The organism is Streptomyces sp. NPDC058619, assembly GCF_042717785.1.
Lineage (GTDB): Bacteria > Actinomycetota > Actinomycetes > Streptomycetales > Streptomycetaceae > Streptomyces.
This window is the reverse complement of sequence record NZ_JBHXQN010000023.1, coordinates 1-18,254: the sequence shown is the minus strand read 5'-3', so window position 1 is coordinate 18,254 and position 18,254 is coordinate 1. Positions and strand designations below refer to the sequence as shown.

Genomic DNA, 18,254 nt, shown 5'->3' with positions numbered 1-18,254 from the left:
TCCCCGCCGGCCTCCGCAAGCCTCCCCCTGCCCCCGGCCTCCCCGACACCCCCTGCCCGTCCGACCGGGCAGGGGGTGTCGGGGTCCGTCAGAAGCCGAGCTTGCGCAGCTGCTTGGGGTCGCGCTGCCAGTCCTTGGCGACCTTCACGTGCAGGTCGAGGAAGACCGGGGTGCCGAGCAGCGCCTCGATGTGCTTGCGCGACTTCATCCCGACCTCCTTCAGGCGGGCGCCCTTCGGGCCGATGATGATGCCCTTCTGGCTCGGCCGCTCGATGTAGACGTTCGCGTGGATGTCGAGCAGCGGCCGGTCGGCGGGGCGGTTCTCCCGCGGGATCATCTCCTCGACGACCACGGCGATGGAGTGCGGGAGCTCGTCCCGTACGCCCTCCAGCGCGGCCTCGCGGATCAGTTCCGCGACCATGACCATCTCGGGCTCGTCGGTGAGGTCGCCCTCCGGGTACAGCGGCGGGCTCACGGGCAGCAGCGGCGCGATCAGGTCGGCCAGCAGCTGGACCTGGGTGTCGCCGACCGCCGAGACGGGAACGATCTCGGCCCACTCGAAGCCGAGCTCGGTGCTGAGCTGGTGGATCGCGAGGAGCTGCTCGGCGAGCTGCTTGGACTCGACCAGGTCGGTCTTCGTCACGATGGCGATCTTGGGGGTCTTCTTGATCCCCGCGAGCTCCTTCGCGATGAACTTGTCGCCGGGGCCCAGCTTCTGGTCGGCCGGCAGGCAGAAGCCGATCACGTCGACCTCGGACCAGGTGGCGCGGACGACGTCGTTGAGGCGCTCGCCGAGCAGGGTGCGCGGCTTGTGCAGCCCCGGGGTGTCGACGAGGACGAGCTGCGCGTCGGGGCGGTGCACGATCCCGCGGACGGTGTGGCGGGTGGTCTGCGGCCGGTTGGAGGTGATCGCGACCTTGGTGCCCACGAGTGCGTTGGTGAGGGTCGACTTGCCCGCGTTGGGGCGTCCGACGAAGCAGGCGAAGCCCGCACGGTGCGGGCTGGTGGACTCGGGGGAACGATCGCTCATACGGGCCATTCTCCCCGATGCCGCTCCCAGCGCCGACCAGGCCCCGGCGGCGAGGGCGCTCCCGCCCGCGAGGAGGGGGGCCAGGAGGGGGTGCGGGGCATGGCTGGCACGGCCCTGAGCTGTGGTTCCGTCGGCCGCGGCCCGTACGGTCACCTCGGCCCATTCTGCCCCGGGAGGGTCCTCCCAGCGGGCGCGGAGCCGGACCTCCTGACCCGGCAGCAGCTCGGCCGGCACCCCGGTGAGCCCGCGGGCGACGAGGGTGCGGCCGAGCGCGCCGGTGGCGGTGAGGGCGGCGCGCGGGCGCAGGGTGACGTTGCCGGTGTTGCGGAGCGTGTACGCGACCTCCGCGCCGGCGCCGCCCCGGCTGACGGAGACCCCCCGGACGGCGAGGGCGGGGGCGGTCGGGCCGGTCACCCGCAGGTAGAGCCGCGCGGCAACGGCCTGCCGGACGCCGATCCCCCGGCCGGTGACGGCCCCGGGCCGCTCCTCCAGGGCCACGATGGCGCCGGGGTGGTCCCCCGGTTCGGCGCGGTCCGGAACGGTCACGGTGAAGCCGACGCCCACGGCCCCGCGGGCGGGCACGGTGACCCGCTCCCGGTCGAGCCTGGCCCAGGCGGCGGTGGCCCGGCGCGGCTCGTCGGGGCCGCGCAGGGCGAAGCCGCCGTCCCGGGCGGTGTTGTAGGCGTCGGCGGCGTAGAGGCGGAAGGTGCGGGGGCGGTCGGTGCGGTTGGCGATGGTGACGGTGTCCGCGGCGGCGGCGCCGGGTGCGGCGGCGAGGTAGAAGTACGGGCGCTGGCCGACGGCGGTGGCGGCGGGCAGCACGGACCACTGCCCGTTGTCGGCGGCCGCGGCCGCCCCCGCGGTGCCCAGCAGGACGGCGGCCGGGGCGAGGACGCCGAGCAGCAGGGCCCGCACGGCGGCGCCGCGCCGCGGGCGCACCGGCCGCGAAGGGGACGGCGGCGGTGACGGCCGGGCGGTCACGACAGGGTTCACGACAGGGTGAGGGTCAGGACCGCCGTGTACGCGCCCGGCGGGGTGTAGCGGGGCACCTGGAGCGTGACCGCGGCGTCGACCGTGAAGTCACCGCCCACCACGGCCGCGTCGGGGGTCGAGGCCAGCACCGCCCCGTCGGGGCCGACGGGGCCCGCGCTGCCCGGCGTACAGGGGCTGGGGCTGCCGGCCGCGGCGGCGCAGGACGGGGTCCAGGAGAGGGAGGCGCCCGGGATGCGGACCCCGCCCGGGCCCGTGAAGTCGGTGACCTTGCCGGTCAGGGACCAGCCGGCCGGGCCGCCGCGGGCGTCCTTGACGGAGACCGTCCCGATCCGGCCGGGGGCGGCGCCGCCGTCGCCGTACGGGACCGCGCCCAGCGCGATGTCCTCGCCGGCCTGCGTCATGCCGAGCACGCCCGGCTCGACGGTGGCCGTGACCTTCCGGGTGCCCGGGGGCGGCGGCGCCGCGTCGATGACGGCGTACGCGGCAGGACCCGACCCCAGCCCCGCCGACCAGGCCGGCCCCTCGTACGCGACGACGCCGGTGGTGGCCCGGTCGGTGACGGGCAGCCGGGCCAGGACCACGCCCGCCCCGTCGGCGGTGGCGGTGACCCGGTCGGCGGTCCCGGCGGCCCCGGCGCGGCCGGCCAGCGTCACGGACGTGCCCGGGGGGAAGCCGGCGGCGGTGACCTCGACGACGGCGCCCGGTCTGCCGTGGGCGGAGCCGAGGAAGACGCTGCGGAGGTTGGCGGTGGGCAGCTCGGTCGAGGTGAGGCGCGCGGAGACAGGGGTCCCGGTGGCCGTGCACACGGTGTCGAGGTCCAGGAGGTGACTGGTGTGCAGGGTGTAGCCGCCCGGGGCGAGGGTGATTTCGCCGGGGGCGGTGACGGTGAAGGCGCCCGTCATGGCGACGGGCGGGAGCGGCTCGCCCGCCCCGACGGGATCGTTGCGCTCGGCGCCGACGACGGTGACCTCACCGCTCTGCGCGCCGGCCAGCAGGATCCGCCCGGTCGGGGTCACCACGTCCGCGGGGAGTCCGGCGCCCACCGGGTTCACGGCGGGGGTCCGGGTCACCTGGTAGGTCACGGTGACGGTGTCCCCGACCCGCGGCGCCGGGTTGTCGACGGTGATCCGGGCCGTGGTGGGTCCCTCGGCGGGCGGAAGTCCGGCCTCCTGCGGCGCCACGCACTGGGTCGGGAAGTCCACCCGGCCCGGCACCCGGCCGGCGGGGGGCTCCCCCTCGGCGGCGGCGGGCGGGCCGAGCGCTCCCCCGGTCGCCGCCGCGAGCACCGCCATGCCGACGGCCGCCGACCATCTCCGGTTCCGCGCCCCTGTTCGCACTGCCCGCCCCCTGGGTTCCGTCCCGCCGACAGGGGGCCATTCACGAGCGGACGGCGGCAGAAGTCAATGCGCGGACCCGGCACCGCCTGATGGTCCATCAGGAGATGTCAGGATGCCCGCACGCCGGCCCCGCCCGCGCCGCCGGCGACCCCCGCGCTGCCGGTACCGTCCGTACCGCCCGCGCCGCCTTCACGGAAGGTGCGCCGGTACGCCGTCGGACTCACCCCGAGCACCGCCTGCACGTGTTTGCGCAGCGACTGGGCGGTCCCGAACCCCGTCTCCCGCGCCACCTGCTCCACCGGCAGGTCCGTCAGCTCCAGCAGCCGCCGCGCCCGCTCCACCCGCTGTCCGGTGATCCACTGCCCGGGGCTGATCCCCGACTCCTCGCGGAAGCGGCGCGTGAAGGTCCGTACCGACATGGCCTCCTGGCGGGCCAGGTCGGTCAGGCGCAGCGGCTCGTGCAGCCGGTCCAGCACCCACGCGCGCGCCGCCGTGGTGCTGGCGAGCTGCGGCTCGGGCACCGGACGCTCGATGAACTGGGCCTGGCCGCCCTCCCGGTGGGGCGGTACGACGGTCCGCCGGGCCACCTCGTTCGCGACGGCAGCCCCGTGGTCGCGGCGCACGATGTGCACGCACAGGTCGATCCCGGCCGCGACCCCGGCCGAGGTCAGCACGTCCCCGTCGTCGGTGTAGAGCACCCCGGGGTCCACCCGTACGGCGGGGAAGAGCCGCTGGAAGTGCTCGGCGGAGGCCCAGTGCGTGGTGGCCGGGCGGCCGTCGAGGTACCCGGCGGCGGCCAGCACGTAGCCGCCGGTGCAGATGGAGACGAGCCGGGTGCCGGGGCGGATGTGCGCGAGGGCGGCGGCGAGCTCCCCGGTCAGCCGGCCGTGGTCGTAGACCGGCCCCAGCTCGTACGAGGCGGGGACCACCACCGTGTCGGCCGTGGCCAGCAGTTCGGGGCCGTGCTCGACGTGGACGGCGAAATCGGCGTCGGTGCGCACGGGCCCGGGGGCGAGCCCGCAGGTGAGGATCTCGTAGAGCGGCCGCCCGGCGGGGTCCTTGGCGCGTCCGAAGATGCGGTGCGGGATGCCGAGCTCGAAGGGCAGCAGCCCGGCGAGGGCGAGCACGACGACCCGGTGCGCGTCGGCGCGCCGCGGCTCCGGACGCTCCGGCTCGACGCGGCCCAAGGGCGACGGCGACGGCAGCGGGGACGGCTGCTGCGGCCGCTGCGGCAACGGCGACGACTGCGGCTTCGCCTTCGGCTCCATGGCCCGATCGTAGCGAAGCATGACAGTCAGGCCACTGTCGTCCGGATCCCCACCGGCCCGATGCTGGCCGCGTGACACAGACAGCCCCCGCCTCCACGGCCACCCCGCCCGCCCCGCGCCCCGCCGGACGGATCCACCGCGCGTGGTTCGTCGCGGCCGTCGCCTTCGTGACGATCATCGGCGCCGCCGGGTTCGCCTCCCTGCCCGGGCTGCTCATCGAGCCGCTGCACACCGAGTTCGACTGGTCCCGCGGCACCATCGGCTTCGCCGTCTCGGTGAACCTCGCCCTGTACGGACTCACCGCGCCCTTCGCCGCCGCGCTCATGGACCGCTTCGGCATCCGCCGGGTCGTGGCGGTGGCCCTGCTCGTCATATCCGGCGGCTCGCTCGCCACCGTGTGGATGACCGCGTCCTGGCAGCTGGTGCTGTTCTGGGGCGTCCTGGTGGGGCTGGGCAGCGGCTCGATGGCGCTCGCCTTCGCCGCGACGGTGACGAACCGCTGGTTCACGGCCCGGCGCGGGCTGGTCACCGGCGTCCTGACCGCCGCCGGCGCCTCCGGCCAGCTGATCTTCCTGCCGCTGCTGGCCTGGCTGGTGGAGCACCACGGCTGGCGCCCGGCGGCGGTGACCGTGTCGCTGGCGGCGACGGCCGTCGTCCCGTTCGTCTGGCTGCTGCTGAGGGACCATCCGGCGGACGTGGGCCTCGCCCCGTACGGGGGCACCTACACCGCCAAGCCCGCCCCCGTCCGGGGTGCCGCGCGCCGGGCCGTGACGGTGCTGTTCAAGGCCGCCCGCACGGGACCGTTCTGGCTGCTGGCCGGTACGTTCGCCATCTGCGGGGCCTCGACGAACGGCCTGGTGCGGACCCACTTCGTACCGGCCGCCCACGACCACGGCATGCCGGTGACGGCCGCGGCGGGGCTGCTGGCGGTGATCGGCGTGTTCGACGTCGTCGGCACGATCGCCTCGGGCTGGTTCACGGACCGCTTCGAGGCCCGGCGCCTGCTGGCCGTCTACTACGCCCTGCGCGGCGTGTCGCTGCTGTTCCTGCCGATGCTGCTGGCCCCGTCGGTCCAGCCGCCGCTGATCTTCTTCATCGTGTTCTACGGCCTGGACTGGGTCGCGACCGTCCCGCCGACCATCGCGCTGTGCCGGGAGCACTTCGGCGACGACAGCGCGATCGTCTTCGGCTGGGTGCTGGCCTCGCACCAGGTGGGAGCGGCCGTGGTGGCCTTCCTGGGCGGCCTGACGCGGGACGCCTTCGGCTCGTACGACGTCGTCTGGTACGCCTCGGGGGCGCTGTGCGCGATGGCCGCGCTGATGGCGATGGTCATCCGCCGGTCCCCCGCGCGGCCCGCGCCCCCGCTGCCCGCCTCGGCCTGACCCCGGGCCGGGGCGGGCCGCCGGGGGGGCGTACAGGTGTCAGCCGGCCGGGGTGGTGGACTTCAGGGTGCCGTCCGGGCCCGCCAGGAGGACCGGGGTGTCCGGTCCGCCCAGGTCGCGGACGGCCGCGCGGTCGGCCTCGGCGGGGGCTTCGGCCGCACTCACCACGGCGGCGGCCTCCAGGGACTGCGCCCCGCTGGCCACGGCCATCGCGACGGCGGTCTGCAGGGCGCTGAGCTTCAGGGAGTCGAGCTCCACCGTCCCGGCGACGTAGGTGCGGCCCGTCTCGTCGCGCACCGCGGCCCCCTCGGGCACGCCGTTGCGGGCCCGGGCGCTGCGCGCCAGCGTGATGATCTTGCTGTCCTCGGGGTCGATCCCGGTGCTGTCGGTCATGGGCGGAAGCATAGGGAGCCCGCGGACCAAGCGCCCGGGCGGGGCCACGCCCCGGCCCCGCCGCGGCGCCGCCCCGCGACCAAATCAGGGGCGGTCGAGCCGCAGCCGCTCCGCCTTCGGCAGGCCCGCCACCACGAGGTCGTACGAGTCCTCGATCAGCTCCCGCACCAGCGCGTCCGGCAGCCCGTCCGGCCCGCCCACCGTCACCGTGTTCCAGTGCCGCTTGTTCATGTGGTAGCCGGGCACGATCGCCTCGTGCTCCTCGCGCAGCCGCACCGCGAGCTCGGGCTCGCACTTGAGGTTGATCTTCAGCGGTTCCCCGTCCAGTGCGGAGAGCGCGAACACCTTGCCCAGCACCTTGAACACCGAGGTCTCCGGGGTGAAGGGGAACTCCTCCACCGCCGCGTTGAAACCGAGGCAGAAGGCACGCAGCCGTTCCGGGGTCATTCGCCCTCCCCGCCCTCGGCCGCCGCCGGGGGGGCCGGTTGGACCAGCACCGTCACGATCTTGTTCCGGCGGCCGGCCGGGGACTCGGCCGTCAGGCGCAGCGGACGGCCGTCCGGAAGCTCCACCAGCGCCGAGGCGCCCGCGATCGGCACCCGTCCGAGCGCTTTGGCGAGCAGCCCGCCGACGGTCTCCACGTCCTCGTCGTCGAAGGCCTCCACCTTGAACAGCTCGCCGAGGTCGGTGATGTCCAGGCGCGCCGTGACCCGGTAGCTGTCCTCGCCCAGGTCCTCGACCGGCGGGATCTCCCGGTCGTACTCGTCGGTGATCTCGCCGACGATCTCCTCCAGGATGTCCTCGATGGTGACGATGCCGGCGGTACCGCCGTACTCGTCGATGACGACGGCCACGTGGTTGCGCACCGACTGCATCTCTCGGAGCAGGTCGCCCGCGTTCTTGGTGTCGGGCACGAAGAGGGCGGGCCGCATCACGGTCGAGACGAGGTCGGACTCCGCCTCCCGGCTGACGTGCGTCTTGCGGACGAGGTCCTTCAGGTAGACGATCCCGACGATGTCGTCCTCGTTCTCCCCGGTGACCGGGATGCGCGAGAAGCCCGACCGCAGCGCGAGCGTGGTCGCCTGACGGATCGTCTTGTACCGCTCGATGCAGATCAGGTCGGTGCGCGGCACCATCACCTCGCGCACGAGGGTGTCGCCGAGCTCGAAGACCTGGTGCACCATCCGGCGCTCGTCGTCCTCGATCAGCGATTCCTTCTCCGCCAGGTCCACCATCGCGCGCAGCTCGGCCTCGGAGGCGAACGGCCCCTTGCGGAAGCCCTTCCCGGGCGTGAGCGCGTTGCCGATGAGGATCAGCAGCTGCGGGATCGGGCCCATGATCCGCGCGAGCGGCACGAGCACGTACGCCGCCGCCGTCGCGGTGTTCAGCGGGTGCTGGCGGCCGATCGTACGGGGCGAGACGCCGACGGCGACGTAGGAGACCAGCACCATCACGGCGATGGCCACCAGCAGCGCGGTCCAGTTCTCGCCGAACTCGTCGAGGCAGACGTACGTGACGAGCACGCCCGCCGCCATCTCGCAGGTGACGCGGACCAGCAGCGCCACGTTGACGTAGCGGGTGGGGTCGGCGGAGACCTGGGCGAGCTTCGCGCTGCCGCGCCGGCCCTCGCGTACGGCCTGGTCGGCGCGGAAACTGGAGATCCGGGCGATCCCGGACTCGGCGCACGCCGCGAACCAGGCGACGACCACCAGGAGGACGGCACCGGTGATCAGCTGGGTGGCGTTCACGAGACGGTCGGGGCCGGGGACGGACCGGTCATTCCGCGCTCACCGCGCCAGCCGTCGACGATGGCCGCCTGGAGACCGAACATCTCGGCCTTCTCGTCCGGCTCCTCGTGGTCGTAGCCGAGCAGGTGCAGCACTCCGTGGACGGTCAGGAGCTGGAGCTCCTCGTCCATGGAGTGCTGCGTCGGGGCGTCCTCGCCCTGCTGCTTTGCAACCTCGGGGCAGAGCACGATGTCGCCGAGGAGGCCCTGCGGGGGCTCCTCGTCGTCCTTCGTCGGCGGACGGAGCTCGTCCATCGGGAAGGACATGACGTCGGTGGGTCCGGGCAGGTCCATCCACTGGATGTGGAGCTGCTCCATCGCCCCCTCGTCGATCACGATGACGGAGAGCTCGGAGAGCGGGTGGATCCGCATCCGGGTGAGTGCGTAGCGGGCGATGTCGAGGATCGCCAGCTCGTCGACCTCGGTTCCGGACTCGTTGTTGACGTCGATCGACATGGTGCGCTGGGTTCTACTTCCGCTGATGGCCGTCCGGGGCCGGCCGGGTCTCGTCGTACTTCTCGTACGCGTCGACGATACGGCCGACCAGCTTGTGCCGGACGACATCCTCGGAGGTGAGCCTCGAGAAGTGGATGTCGGGCACGCCCTCCAGGATGTCCTGCACCTGCCGCAGCCCGCTCTTGGCCCCTCCGGGGAGGTCGACCTGCGTCACGTCACCGGTGACGACGATCTTCGAGTCGAACCCGAGGCGGGTCAGGAACATCTTCATCTGCTCGGTGGTGGTGTTCTGCGCCTCGTCGAGGACGACGAACGCCTCATTGAGAGTGCGACCCCTCATGTATGCCAGGGGCGCCACTTCGATCGTGCCCGCGGCCATCAGGCGCGGGATCGAGTCCGGGTCGATCATGTCGTGCAGCGCGTCGTAGAGCGGGCGCAGGTACGGGTCGATCTTGTCGAAGAGGGTGCCCGGCAGGAAGCCGAGCCGCTCCCCCGCCTCGACGGCGGGCCGGGTCAGGATGATCCGGCTGACCTGCTTGGACTGGAGCGCCTGCACGGCCTTGGCCATCGCGAGGTAGGTCTTTCCGGTACCGGCGGGGCCGATGCCGAAGACGATCGTGTTCTTGTCGATCGCGTCGACGTACCGCTTCTGGTTGAGGGTCTTGGGACGGATGGTGCGGCCGCGGCTGGAGAGGATGTTCTGGGTGAGGACCTCGGCGGGCGTCTCCTCCGAGCCGCCCTTGCCGTTGGTGCTCGCCTTGAGCATGCCGATCGAGCGTTCCACTGCGTCCTCCGTCATCGGCTGCCCGGTGCGGAGCACCAGCATCATCTCGTCGAACAGGCGCTGGATCAGGGCGACTTCCGCCGCGTCACCGATCGCGCTGACCTGGTTGCCCCGCACATGGATGTCGGCCTTCGGGAAGGCCCTCTCGATCACGCGCAGCAGGGCGTCGCCCGAACCGAGCACCGTGACCATCGGGTGCGTCGCGGGAACGGTGAAGTGGGCGCGCGCCTGGCCCGGCGCCGGGGTGTGGGATGTCGGTGTCTGAGTCATGGGCCGGCACTGTGGCCTGCACATACCTCCCGCTGGGGGGCCGCGCCGATCGACGGCCTCGGACTACCAAGCCTACGTCTCCGGCGCGCCTTCCCCGAGGGGTTTTACGCCCGGCCCGGCCACCGGGACCGCCCCGGACCCGCGGCCCCGGCGCCGGAGCCGCGGGTCCGGGGCGCCCGGGGGCCTCCGGGAGCACGACCCGCCGGTCCGCGGCTCCGCCCCGGCGTGCCTACGCCGAGTGGCGGAAGCCGATCGTCGGCACCGCGCGCCGCCGCGCCGCCGGGGTCGTTCCCGGCGGCATCAGCTCGTCCAGGAACGCGTACCGGCCGCGCAGCTCCTGCGGCGCGGCGCGCCACCAGTGGGCGACCTCCGGCCAGCCGGGGGCCGACAGGGAGCCGCCGAACTCCTGGACCGACAGCGCCGCCGTCAGCCCGGCGAAGGCCAGCCGGTCCGCCAGCGGCCAGCCCGCCAGGGTCCCGGTGACGAAGCCCGCCACGTACACGTCCCCCGCGCCCGTGGGGTCCAGCGCCTCGACCGCGATCCCCGGGACCTGGGCCGTCTCCCCGGTGCGCCCGTCCACGGCGTACGAGCCCTCCGCGCCCATCGTCACCACCGCGATCGGCACCTTCGCGGCCAGCGCCCGGGCGGCCGCCCGCGGGCAGTCGGTCCGGGTGTAGCGCATCGCCTCGCCCGCGTTCGGGAGGAAGGCCTCGCACTGCTCCAGGTCGGCCAGTGCCCCCAGGTCCCAGCGGCCGCTCTCGTCCCAGCCGACGTCCGCGAAGACCCGCGAGCCGCGCCGCGCGGCCTCGCCGATCCACTCCTCGCCGCGACCCGGTCCCAGCGAGGCCACGGCCGCGCGGGCCCTCGGCGGACACTGGGGGAAGGGGCCGGGGCCGGCCGGCGGCGGAGCCTCGTGGCCGTGCGAGACCATCGTCCGCTCGCCTTCGTAGGCCATCGAGACCGTGACCGGGCTGTGCCAGCCGGGTACGGTCCGCGACATCGACAGGTCGATGGCCTCGCCCTGTTCGAGCGCGTCCCAGCAGTATTCGCCGTAGTGGTCGTCCCCGAACGCCGCGGCCAGCGAGGTGCGCAGGCCGAGCCGGGCCAGCGCGGTCGCCATGTTGGCGACGCCGCCGGGGCTGGAGCCCATGCCGCGCGCCCAGGACTCCGTGCCGCGCACCGGCGCCGAGTCGAGGCCGGTGAAGATGATGTCGAGGAAGACGGTTCCGGTCAGGAAGACGTCGCAGCCGGGTTCCTCGGGGTCGCGTACCGGGCCGAGCGGATCCACGGCGGCTGAGAGGCTGTCGAAGCTGTCCCGACTGGTCACGGTGTACTCCCCGTTGTTCTGGAAGGGTCGTCGTTGCGCTGGAGGGGTCGTTTCTGCACACGGGCCTTCAGTGGAAAGCTGCCAGCCCTGCCCGCGCCGGACGGCAGCAAACCCAGTGTGGCGCAGATCACCACGAGAGCGCTCTTCTCCAACTCCGGCCCCTTGATAGACAGGGGCCCCGCTCACTCTGCGGCACCTCCCGCGCACCTCCTGGAACAACCGTGCTTCACCGCGCCTCCGCGCCCTCGCTCGGTGTGGCCTGCGGGCCCGTCACCGGGAGCCTGCCGGCCGAGGGCGCGGGCTTCCCGGGCATGGGGCTGGTCCTGGGCGGGCTGCTGCCAGCCGTGGCCGGGCCGATGACCGCCGTGGCCCTGCACGCGGGCGGCCTCCGGCTGACCGCCGGTTCGGTCCGCCGCCGCGGCGGGGCCCCGGCGGCGGTCCTGGCGGCCGGCGCGGGCGCTCCGTCGGGTGCGGTGCCGCGGGTGGGCGCCGCGGAACTGGAGGTCGCGGAGATCCGGCTCCGCCGGCTCCCCCACCGCGTGCTGCTGCGCGCGCCCGCGGCGCGCCGCTCGCGCGACCGCGCGGGGGCCCGCGACCGCGCGGGAGCCCGCGTCTAGACGGCCCGCGGACCCCCGCCGCCGGCACCGGGGCGCGGGGCACGACCCGCGCCCCGGTGGCGGCGGGGGTGCGTGCGCCGGGGTGGGCTCAGGGCGCCCGCCTCGGGACCGGCACGCGGGCCAGGTCCGCCGCCACCGTCAGCTCCCCCTCGAACCCCGCGGCCCGGGCCTGCCGTTCGAACTCCGACGGGTCCGGGTACCGCTGCGAGAAGTGCGTCAGCACCAGGTGCCGGACGCCCGCCCCGCGCGCCACGGTGGCGGCCTGCCCTGCGGTCAGATGACCGTGGTCGACGGCCAGTTGCTCGTCCTCGTCGAGGAAGGTCGACTCGATCACCAGCATGTCGCAGCCCTCGGCGAGCTCCGTGACGCCGTCGCACAGGCGGGTGTCCATGACGAAGGCGAACCGCTGCCCGGGCCGGGCCTCGCTGACCTCGTCCAGGGTGACGCCACCGAGACTCCCGTCCCGCTGGAGCCGGCCCACGTCCGGCCCCTTGATCCCGTGCCGCGCCAGCAGTTGCGGCACCATCCGCCGGCCGTCCGGCTCGGTCAGCCGGTACCCGAAGGACTCCACCGGGTGCGAGAGCAGCCGCGCCTCCAGCGTGTACGAGGCCTCCCGCGCCAGGACCCCGCCCCGGGCCACCGGCTCCTCGCGCAGCGCCACCGTCTCCCGGTACGCCGTCGCGTACCGCAGCCGGTCGAAGAACTTCTGCCCCGAGGCCGGGTAGTGCGCGGTGACGGGGTGCGGGACCCGGTCCAGGTTGATGCGCTGGATGACGCCGGCCAGCCCGAGGCTGTGGTCGCCGTGGAAGTGCGTGACGCAGATCCGGTTGATGTCGTGCGCGGCGACCCCGGCGCGCAGCATCTGGCGCTGGGTGCCCTCGCCCGGGTCGAAGAGGATGCCCTCGCCGTCCCAGCGCAGCAGGTAGCCGTTGTGGTTGCGGTGGCGGGTGGGCACCTGGCTGGCGGTGCCCAGGACCACGAACTCTCTGACGGACACCGTCTATCCCGGGGGCCACTCGAGGCCGCGTCCGCCGAGGACGTGCGCGTGCGCGTGGAAGACGGTCTGGCCGGCGCCCGCGCCGGTGTTGAAGACGATCCGGTAGCCCTGGCCGTCGACCTTCTCGTCCGCGGCCACCTGACCCGCCTCGCGCAGCACGTCGGCGGCTACGCCCGGCTCGGCGGCGGCGAGGGACGCGGCGTCGGGGTAGTGGACCTTGGGGATGACGAGCACGTGCGTGGGCGCCTTCGGGGTGATGTCCCGGAAGGCGATGGTCGTCTCGGTCTCCCGGACGACGGTCGCCGGGATGTCCCCAGTGACGATCTTGCAGAACAGGCAGTCGGCCTGCGGTTCCCCGGCCATTGGTGCGCCTCCCGTGACGGTGATCGGTCCGGGCATCGTATCCAGCCCGGCACCGGTCACGCCGGGCGCCCGGTTACCCGCGCCCGCCCGGCACCGGCGGCCCGCCGGGTCAGGCCGGGCCGGGTCAGGACCAGCGCCCCGTCCGCGCCAGCAGGACCGCCGTCGCGGCGGTGCCCGCCGTGGACGTGCGCAGGACCGAGCGGCCCAGCCGGTACGGGTGGGCGCCGGCGGCCGCGAACGCCGCGAGCTCGTCCGGAGAGACCCCGCCCTCCGGGCCGACCACCAGCACGACCGAACCCGCCGCGGGCAGGGCCGCCGAGGCCAGGGCCTGCGAGGGGGTGTCGCGGTCCTCGTGCAGAACCATCGCCAGGTCGGCGCCGGCCAGCAGCGCCGCGACCTGCTTGGTGGACAGGGCCTCCGCCACCTCCGGGAAGCGGACCCGGCGGGACTGCTTGCCCGCCTCCCGGGCCGTGGCCCGCCACTTGGCCAGGGACTTGGCGCCGCGGTCGCCGCGCCACTGGGTGATGCAGCGCGAGGCCTGCCACGGCACGATCGCGTCGACGCCGGTCTCGGTCATCGTCTCTACGGCCAGCTCGCCCCGGTCCCCCTTGGGGAGCGCCTGGACCACGGTGATCCGTACGGCCGGCTCGGCCTCCTCGAAGACCCCGGAGACCGACACGACGAGCCGGTCCTTGCCCTCCGCGGCCTTGACCACGCCCTCCGCCCAGCGGCCGCGGCCGTCCGCGAGGACCACCGCCTCGCCCGGGTTCAGCCGCTTCACGGACACCGCGTGCCGGCCCTCCGGGCCGTCCAGGACGAACTCCGCTCCCGCGGGCACCTCTTCGACCACGAACACCGGGGCGGTCATGACACACTCCTCATCTGCATTGCCTTCAACGTGCGCTGCGCCTCGGCCAGTTCGGCCGCCAGCACCTCCACCAGCTCCCCGGCGGGCAGCGTCCGTGCCAGCCTGTGCCCCTGCCCGGCCCACAGCGCCATGCCCTGCGGGTCGCCCGCCGCGGCGGCCGCCTTGCGCAGCCCCGAGGTCAGGTGGTGGACCTGCGGGTACGCGGCCGGGGCGTACGGCCCGTGCTCGCGCATGAAGCGGTTGACCAGCCCCCTCGCCGGCCGCCCGGAGAAGGCGCGGGTCAGTTCGGTCCGTACGAAGAGCGGGTCCGTCAGCGCCTTCTTGTGCAGCGGGTGCGCCCCCGACTCGGGGCACGCGAGGAAGGCCGTCCCGAGCTGGGCCGCCTCGGCGCCCGCCGCGAGCAGCGCCGCGACCTGGGAGCCCCGCATCAGACCGCCCGACGCGATGATCGGGAGGGCCACCGCTTCCCGTACCTGCGCCACCAGCGCGAGCAGCCCGACGGCCGCGGTGCCGTCGGCCTGCGGGTCGTCGCGGTGGGTGCCCTGGTGGCCGCCGGCCTCCACGCCCTGGACGCACACCGCGTCGGCGCCCACCTCCTGCGCGCCGCGGGCCTCCTCGACGGAGGTCACGGTGACGACGGTGTACGTACCGGCCTCGCGCAGCGCGGTGAGCGCCGCGCCGGAGGGGCGGCCGAAGGTGAAGGAGACGACGGGGACCGGGTCCTCCAGGAGGATCGCGAGCTTGGCGTCGTAGCCGTCGTCGGAGGTGCCCATGATGTCGTCGGCGGCGAGGGAGATCCCGTACCAGTTCGCCTCGCCGGCCAGCTGTCCGCGGTACGCCTCGACGGCAGCCGGGTCCACGTAGCCGGTCTGCGGCAGGAAGAGGTTGACGCCGAACGGGCGCCGGGTGAGGGCGCGCACCTGCTTGATCTCCTGGTACATGCCGTCGGCGGTCTTGTACCCGCCGGCCAGGAAGCCCAGTCCGCCCGCCTCGCACACGGCTGCGGCGAGCGGCGGACACGAGGCGCCGCCCGCCATGGGAGCCTGCACGATCGGGTACGGAGAGAGACCGTTCGGTGCGCTGGACATGGACTGCATCGTGCCATGTCCCGCTCATCGCACCGAATCACGGCATTCGCCGGGCATAGTCCGCATCCGGCCCGCCGGGCCCGGTGCGGCGAGCCCGGCCGGGGGTGTCCCCCGGCCGGGCTCGTACGCGTTCCCGCGGGCCGCTCAGCGGCCGTTGAAGGCGTCCTTCAGGCGGCTGAACAGGCCCTGCTGGCCCGGCGCGAACTGGCCCGTGGGCCGCTCCTCGCCGCGCAGCTTCGCCAGCTGGCGCAGCAGCTCCTCCTGCTGGGCGTCCAGCTTGTTCGGGGTGGTGACCTCGACGTGCACGATGAGGTCACCGCGCCCGCCGCCGCGCAGGTGCGTGACGCCGCGCCCGTGCAGCGGGATCGCCTGGCCGGACTGGGTGCCGGGCCGGATGTCGATCTCCTCCAGGCCGTCCAGCGTCTCCAGCGGGCACTTGGTGCCCAGGGAGGCCGCCGTCATCGGGATGGTGACCGTGCAGTGCAGGTCGTCCCCGCGGCGCTGGAACGTCGAGTGCGGCAGCTCGTGGATCTCCACGTACAGGTCGCCGGCGGGACCGCCGCCGGGGCCGACCTCGCCCTCGCCCGCGAGCTGGATCCGGGTGCCGTTCTCGACGCCGGCCGGGATCTTGACCGTGAGGCTGCGGCGGGACCGGACCCGGCCGTCGCCCGCGCACTCGGGGCACGGGGTCGGGACGACGGTGCCGAAGCCCTGACACTGCGGGCAGGGGCGCGAGGTCATGACCTGGCCCAGGAACGACCGGGTGACCTGCGAGACCTCACCGCGGCCGCGGCACATGTCACATGTCTGCGCCGAGGTGCCGGGGGCGGCGCCCTCGCCGGAGCAGGTGGTGCACACGACGGCCGTGTCGACCTGGATGTCCTTGGTGGTCCCGAAGGCCGCCTCGTCCAGTTCCAGGTCCAGGCGGATCATGGCGTCCTGGCCTCGGCGGGTCCGCGAGCGCGGTCCGCGCTGCGAGGCCTGGCCGAAGAAGGCGTCCATGATGTCGGAGAAGTTGCCGAAGCCGCCCGCTCCGAATCCGCCCGCGCCGCCGCCGCCGCCCGAGGAGGACAGCGGGTCACCGCCGAGGTCGTAGACCTGCTTCTTCTGCGGGTCCGAGAGCACCTCGTACGCCGCGTTGATCTCCTTGAAACGCTCTTGCGTCTTGGGATCGGGGTTCACATCCGGGTGCAGCTCGCGCGCAAGCCGCCGGAATGCCTTCTTGATCTCGTCCTGGGAGGCGTCGCGGCGCACGCCGAGAACGGCGTAGTAGTCCGTGGCCACTTACGACTCCGCCAGGATCTGTCCGACGTAACGTGCCACTGCGCGTACCGCTCCCATCGTTCCGGGGTAATCCATGCGGGTCGGTCCGACCACGCCGAGTTTGGCGACGGATTCGCCGCCCGAACCGTAACCGACCGAGACCACCGACGTGGAGTTCAGCCCCTCGTAGGCGTTCTCATGCCCGATCCGTACGGCCATTCCCGACTCACTGGCCTCGCCCAGCAGCTTGAGGAGCACGACCTGCTCCTCCAGCGCTTCGAGCACCGGCCTGATCGTCAGGGGAAAATCGTGTCCGAAGCGGGTGAGATTGGCGGTACCGCCAATCATCAACCGTTCCTCGGCTTCCTCAACCAGGGTTTCGAGGAGCGTCGCGAGCACGGTGGACACCGTGGCGCGGTCGTCGGCCTCGAAGGACTCGGGGAGGTCCTGGACGAGCGGGGGCACGTCGGTGAAGCGGCGGCCGACGACCCGGCTGTTGAGCCGGGCCCGCAGGTCCGCGAGCGAGACCTCCCCGAAGGGGGTCTGGCAGTCGATGAGCCGCTGCTCGACGCGCCCGGTGTCCGTGATCAGTACGAGCATCAGCCGGGCCGGGGCCAGCGACAGCAGCTCGACGTGGCGCACGGTGGAACGCGTCAGTGAGGGGTACTGGACGACGGCGACCTGCCGGGTGAGCTGCGCGAGCAGCCGCACCGTGCGGCCGACGACGTCGTCGAGGTCCACCGCGCCGTCGAGGAAGTTCTGGATGGCCCGCCGCTCGGGCGTCGACAGGGGTTTGACCCCCGCCAGCTTGTCGACGAAGAGGCGGTAGCCCTTGTCGGTGGGGATGCGGCCGGCGCTGGTGTGCGGCTGGGCGATGTAGCCCTCGTCCTCCAGGACGGCCATGTCGTTGCGCACGGTGGCCGGTGAGACGCCGAGCCGGTGCCGCTCGGTCAGCGCCTTGGAGCCGACCGGCTCCTCGGTCCCGACGTAGTCCTGGACGATGGCGCGCAGCACTTCGAGCCTGCGTTCACTGAGCATCGCGCACACCTCCAGCTGTGGTCCGTCGCCGTGTTCCGCCGGCATGTTGCCGGCTCTCCGTTGGCACTCTGGTCGTTCGAGTGCCAGCGATCCCCCGCTCAGTGTACGGCCGGGTAGTGAGGCCCTGGCAAGGGCGGCCCGTCAGGGTAGCGTCGCGGCATGGACGTGCGATGGGAAGAGGCGGGCTGGGAACGGCTGACCGGACGGGCCGGGCGGCGGCGTCTTCCGGTGTGGGACTGCACCGTGGGACTGGTGGTGGGAGACGATTCGGTGCTCCTGGTGGACCCCGGCTCGTGCGTGCGTGAGGGCGCGGAGATCCGTGCCGAGGCCGAGCGGCTGACGGGTCGCCGCGTGACCCATATCGCATTCACGCACGGGCATTTCGATCACGTGCTGGGCGCGGCCGCCTTCTCCGGGGCCGAGGTGTACGCCGCGGTCGGGCTGGACTCCGTCCTGGACGCCCGGCGGGAGTCGCTGCGGCGGTCCGCGGTGCGGCACGGGCTGGCCGGGCCGGAGGCGGCGGAGGCCGTCGAGCTGCTGGTGCTCCCCCGGCACCCGGTGTCGGGGGAGTGGACGCTGGAGCTGGGCGGGGTGCGGGTGCTGCTGGCCAACGTGGGGCCGGGGCACACGGGGCACGACCTGGCGGTGTTCGTCCCGGGCGAGCGGGAGGCGGTCTTCTGCGGGGACCTGGTCGAGGAGTCGGGCGAGCCGCAGGCGGGCGGCGACGCGGTGCCGGCGCGCTGGCCGGACGCCCTGGACCGGCTGCTGGCCCTGGGCGGCGACGACGCCCTGTACGTGCCGGGTCACGGAGCGGTGGTCGACGCGGCCTTCGTCCGTGCGCAACGCGCCACACTGGCCGCGCGTTTCGGCGTGTCGGAGGCGTGATCGCCGCGCCTCTCCTAGATGAGTGAGTCCAAGGGATGGCCTGCGGACATAGGACGAGGGCGTCCAATGTCAGTGTGTGAAGACGGACCTGGACACCCTCGCGACAGCA

At 73.9% G+C, this 18,254-nt stretch carries 18 protein-coding genes and 1 pseudogene; 3 read left to right on the top strand and 16 right to left on the bottom strand.

The genetic code is table 11. The features are described 5' to 3' along the window. Nucleotides 1–88 precede the first annotated feature (88 nt). The 4 genes and pseudogenes from era to ACFWTC_RS22395 all read right to left on the bottom strand — a co-directional run bounded on the left by era (nucleotide 89) and on the right by ACFWTC_RS22395 (nucleotide 4,628). Nucleotides 89–1,039, bottom strand: coding sequence for a GTPase Era (gene era, locus ACFWTC_RS22410; RefSeq protein WP_383915411.1), 951 nt, complete (start codon nucleotides 1,037–1,039; stop codon nucleotides 89–91). A gap of 501 nt (nucleotides 1,040–1,540) precedes the next feature. Further along, nucleotides 1,541–1,852, bottom strand: a pseudogene (locus ACFWTC_RS22405) (WxL protein peptidoglycan domain-containing protein); the annotation flags it as partial. Between the two features lie 167 nt (nucleotides 1,853–2,019). Further along, nucleotides 2,020–3,315: a beta-xylosidase gene (locus ACFWTC_RS22400; protein WP_383915285.1), complete on the bottom strand. Its 1,296-nt coding sequence runs from the start codon at nucleotides 3,313–3,315 to the stop codon at nucleotides 2,020–2,022. Nucleotides 3,316–3,467: 152 nt separating this feature from the next. Then, entirely contained in the window at nucleotides 3,468–4,628 is a 1,161-nt protein-coding gene (locus ACFWTC_RS22395) for a GlxA family transcriptional regulator (RefSeq protein WP_384028069.1), read from the bottom strand. Nucleotides 4,629–4,699: 71 nt separating this feature from the next. Between ACFWTC_RS22395 and ACFWTC_RS22390 the strand changes: the two genes are divergently transcribed. Continuing rightward, on the top strand, nucleotides 4,700–6,010 hold the full coding sequence (locus ACFWTC_RS22390) for an MFS transporter (protein WP_383915283.1): 1,311 nt from the start codon (nucleotides 4,700–4,702) through the stop codon (nucleotides 6,008–6,010). Nucleotides 6,011–6,049: 39 nt separating this feature from the next. Here ACFWTC_RS22390 and ACFWTC_RS22385 read toward each other — a convergent pair whose 3' ends face one another. From ACFWTC_RS22385 to ACFWTC_RS22360, 6 genes are all read right to left on the bottom strand, one after another. After that, on the bottom strand, nucleotides 6,050–6,403 hold the full coding sequence (locus ACFWTC_RS22385) for a cytidine deaminase (protein WP_383915282.1): 354 nt from the start codon (nucleotides 6,401–6,403) through the stop codon (nucleotides 6,050–6,052). 84 nt (nucleotides 6,404–6,487) lie between these two features. Then, nucleotides 6,488–6,850: an MmcQ/YjbR family DNA-binding protein gene (locus ACFWTC_RS22380; RefSeq protein WP_383915281.1), complete on the bottom strand. Its 363-nt coding sequence runs from the start codon at nucleotides 6,848–6,850 to the stop codon at nucleotides 6,488–6,490. Beyond that, nucleotides 6,847–8,151, bottom strand: a complete 1,305-nt coding sequence (locus ACFWTC_RS22375; protein ID WP_383915280.1) for a hemolysin family protein — start codon at nucleotides 8,149–8,151, stop codon at nucleotides 6,847–6,849. Before ACFWTC_RS22375 ends, ACFWTC_RS22380 begins: the two co-directional genes overlap by 4 nt. Continuing rightward, nucleotides 8,148–8,645 carry an rRNA maturation RNase YbeY gene (gene ybeY / locus ACFWTC_RS22370; RefSeq protein ID WP_383915279.1) on the bottom strand — a complete coding sequence of 166 codons (498 nt, stop codon included), beginning with the start codon at nucleotides 8,643–8,645 and terminating at the stop codon, nucleotides 8,148–8,150. The genes ACFWTC_RS22375 and ybeY overlap by 4 nt, the downstream gene beginning before the upstream one ends. A 13-nt stretch (nucleotides 8,646–8,658) precedes the next feature. Continuing rightward, the gene (locus ACFWTC_RS22365) at nucleotides 8,659–9,699 is read right to left on the bottom strand and encodes a PhoH family protein (RefSeq protein ID WP_383915278.1); all 1,041 of its coding nucleotides are present in this window, start codon (nucleotides 9,697–9,699) and stop codon (nucleotides 8,659–8,661) included. 229 nt (nucleotides 9,700–9,928) lie between these two features. Next, a complete protein-coding gene (locus tag ACFWTC_RS22360) occupies nucleotides 9,929–11,026 on the bottom strand; it encodes a PfkB family carbohydrate kinase (protein ID WP_384028070.1) in 1,098 nt (365 codons plus the stop codon). 221 nt (nucleotides 11,027–11,247) lie between these two features. Between ACFWTC_RS22360 and ACFWTC_RS22355 the strand changes: the two genes are divergently transcribed. Continuing rightward, nucleotides 11,248–11,643, top strand: a complete 396-nt coding sequence (locus ACFWTC_RS22355; protein WP_384028071.1) for a hypothetical protein — start codon at nucleotides 11,248–11,250, stop codon at nucleotides 11,641–11,643. An 88-nt stretch (nucleotides 11,644–11,731) separates the two neighbouring features. On the opposite strand, the gene ACFWTC_RS22350 is transcribed toward ACFWTC_RS22355, so the two are convergent. From ACFWTC_RS22350 to hrcA, 6 genes are all read right to left on the bottom strand, one after another. Next, the gene (locus ACFWTC_RS22350; protein ID WP_383915276.1) at nucleotides 11,732–12,640 is read right to left on the bottom strand and encodes a ribonuclease Z; all 909 of its coding nucleotides are present in this window, start codon (nucleotides 12,638–12,640) and stop codon (nucleotides 11,732–11,734) included. Nucleotides 12,641–12,643: 3 nt separating this feature from the next. After that, on the bottom strand, nucleotides 12,644–13,003 hold the full coding sequence (locus tag ACFWTC_RS22345) for a histidine triad nucleotide-binding protein (protein WP_383915275.1): 360 nt from the start codon (nucleotides 13,001–13,003) through the stop codon (nucleotides 12,644–12,646). 124 nt (nucleotides 13,004–13,127) lie between these two features. Next, nucleotides 13,128–13,871, bottom strand: a complete 744-nt coding sequence (locus ACFWTC_RS22340; protein ID WP_384028072.1) for a 16S rRNA (uracil(1498)-N(3))-methyltransferase — start codon at nucleotides 13,869–13,871, stop codon at nucleotides 13,128–13,130. Further along, nucleotides 13,868–14,959 carry a nitronate monooxygenase gene (locus tag ACFWTC_RS22335; protein WP_383915273.1) on the bottom strand — a complete coding sequence of 364 codons (1,092 nt, stop codon included), beginning with the start codon at nucleotides 14,957–14,959 and terminating at the stop codon, nucleotides 13,868–13,870. Before ACFWTC_RS22335 ends, ACFWTC_RS22340 begins: the two co-directional genes overlap by 4 nt. Nucleotides 14,960–15,103: 144 nt before the next feature. Beyond that, nucleotides 15,104–16,243 carry a molecular chaperone DnaJ gene (dnaJ, locus tag ACFWTC_RS22330; RefSeq protein WP_383915272.1) on the bottom strand — a complete coding sequence of 380 codons (1,140 nt, stop codon included), beginning with the start codon at nucleotides 16,241–16,243 and terminating at the stop codon, nucleotides 15,104–15,106. Then, nucleotides 16,244–17,260 (bottom strand): heat-inducible transcriptional repressor HrcA, encoded by a 1,017-nt coding sequence (hrcA, locus tag ACFWTC_RS22325; protein WP_383915410.1) that lies wholly within the window; start codon nucleotides 17,258–17,260, stop codon nucleotides 16,244–16,246. A 159-nt stretch (nucleotides 17,261–17,419) separates the two neighbouring features. Here hrcA and ACFWTC_RS22320 point away from each other — a divergent pair, with 159 nt between their 5' ends. Beyond that, nucleotides 17,420–18,145 carry an MBL fold metallo-hydrolase gene (locus ACFWTC_RS22320; protein WP_383915271.1) on the top strand — a complete coding sequence of 242 codons (726 nt, stop codon included), beginning with the start codon at nucleotides 17,420–17,422 and terminating at the stop codon, nucleotides 18,143–18,145. Nucleotides 18,146–18,254 lie beyond the last annotated feature (109 nt).

What these genes read in the sequence shown, in the direction of transcription:
- era (WP_383915411.1), bottom strand. Translation starts at nt 1,039, where the DNA reads ATGGCCCGTATGAGCGATCGTTCCCCCGAGTCCACCAGCCCGCACCGT.
- ACFWTC_RS22400 (WP_383915285.1), bottom strand. Translation starts at nt 3,315, where the DNA reads ATGGCGGTGCTCGCGGCGGCGACCGGGGGAGCGCTCGGCCCGCCCGCC.
- ACFWTC_RS22395 (WP_384028069.1), bottom strand. Translation starts at nt 4,628, where the DNA reads ATGGAGCCGAAGGCGAAGCCGCAGTCGTCGCCGTTGCCGCAGCGGCCG.
- ACFWTC_RS22385 (WP_383915282.1), bottom strand. Translation starts at nt 6,403, where the DNA reads ATGACCGACAGCACCGGGATCGACCCCGAGGACAGCAAGATCATCACG.
- ACFWTC_RS22380 (WP_383915281.1), bottom strand. Translation starts at nt 6,850, where the DNA reads ATGACCCCGGAACGGCTGCGTGCCTTCTGCCTCGGTTTCAACGCGGCG.
- ybeY (WP_383915279.1), bottom strand. Translation starts at nt 8,645, where the DNA reads ATGTCGATCGACGTCAACAACGAGTCCGGAACCGAGGTCGACGAGCTG.
- ACFWTC_RS22365 (WP_383915278.1), bottom strand. Translation starts at nt 9,699, where the DNA reads ATGACTCAGACACCGACATCCCACACCCCGGCGCCGGGCCAGGCGCGC.
- ACFWTC_RS22345 (WP_383915275.1), bottom strand. Translation starts at nt 13,003, where the DNA reads ATGGCCGGGGAACCGCAGGCCGACTGCCTGTTCTGCAAGATCGTCACT.
- ACFWTC_RS22340 (WP_384028072.1), bottom strand. Translation starts at nt 13,871, where the DNA reads ATGACCGCCCCGGTGTTCGTGGTCGAAGAGGTGCCCGCGGGAGCGGAG.
- ACFWTC_RS22335 (WP_383915273.1), bottom strand. Translation starts at nt 14,959, where the DNA reads ATGTCCAGCGCACCGAACGGTCTCTCTCCGTACCCGATCGTGCAGGCT.
- hrcA (WP_383915410.1), bottom strand. Translation starts at nt 17,260, where the DNA reads ATGCTCAGTGAACGCAGGCTCGAAGTGCTGCGCGCCATCGTCCAGGAC.
- ACFWTC_RS22320 (WP_383915271.1), top strand. Translation starts at nt 17,420, where the DNA reads ATGGACGTGCGATGGGAAGAGGCGGGCTGGGAACGGCTGACCGGACGG.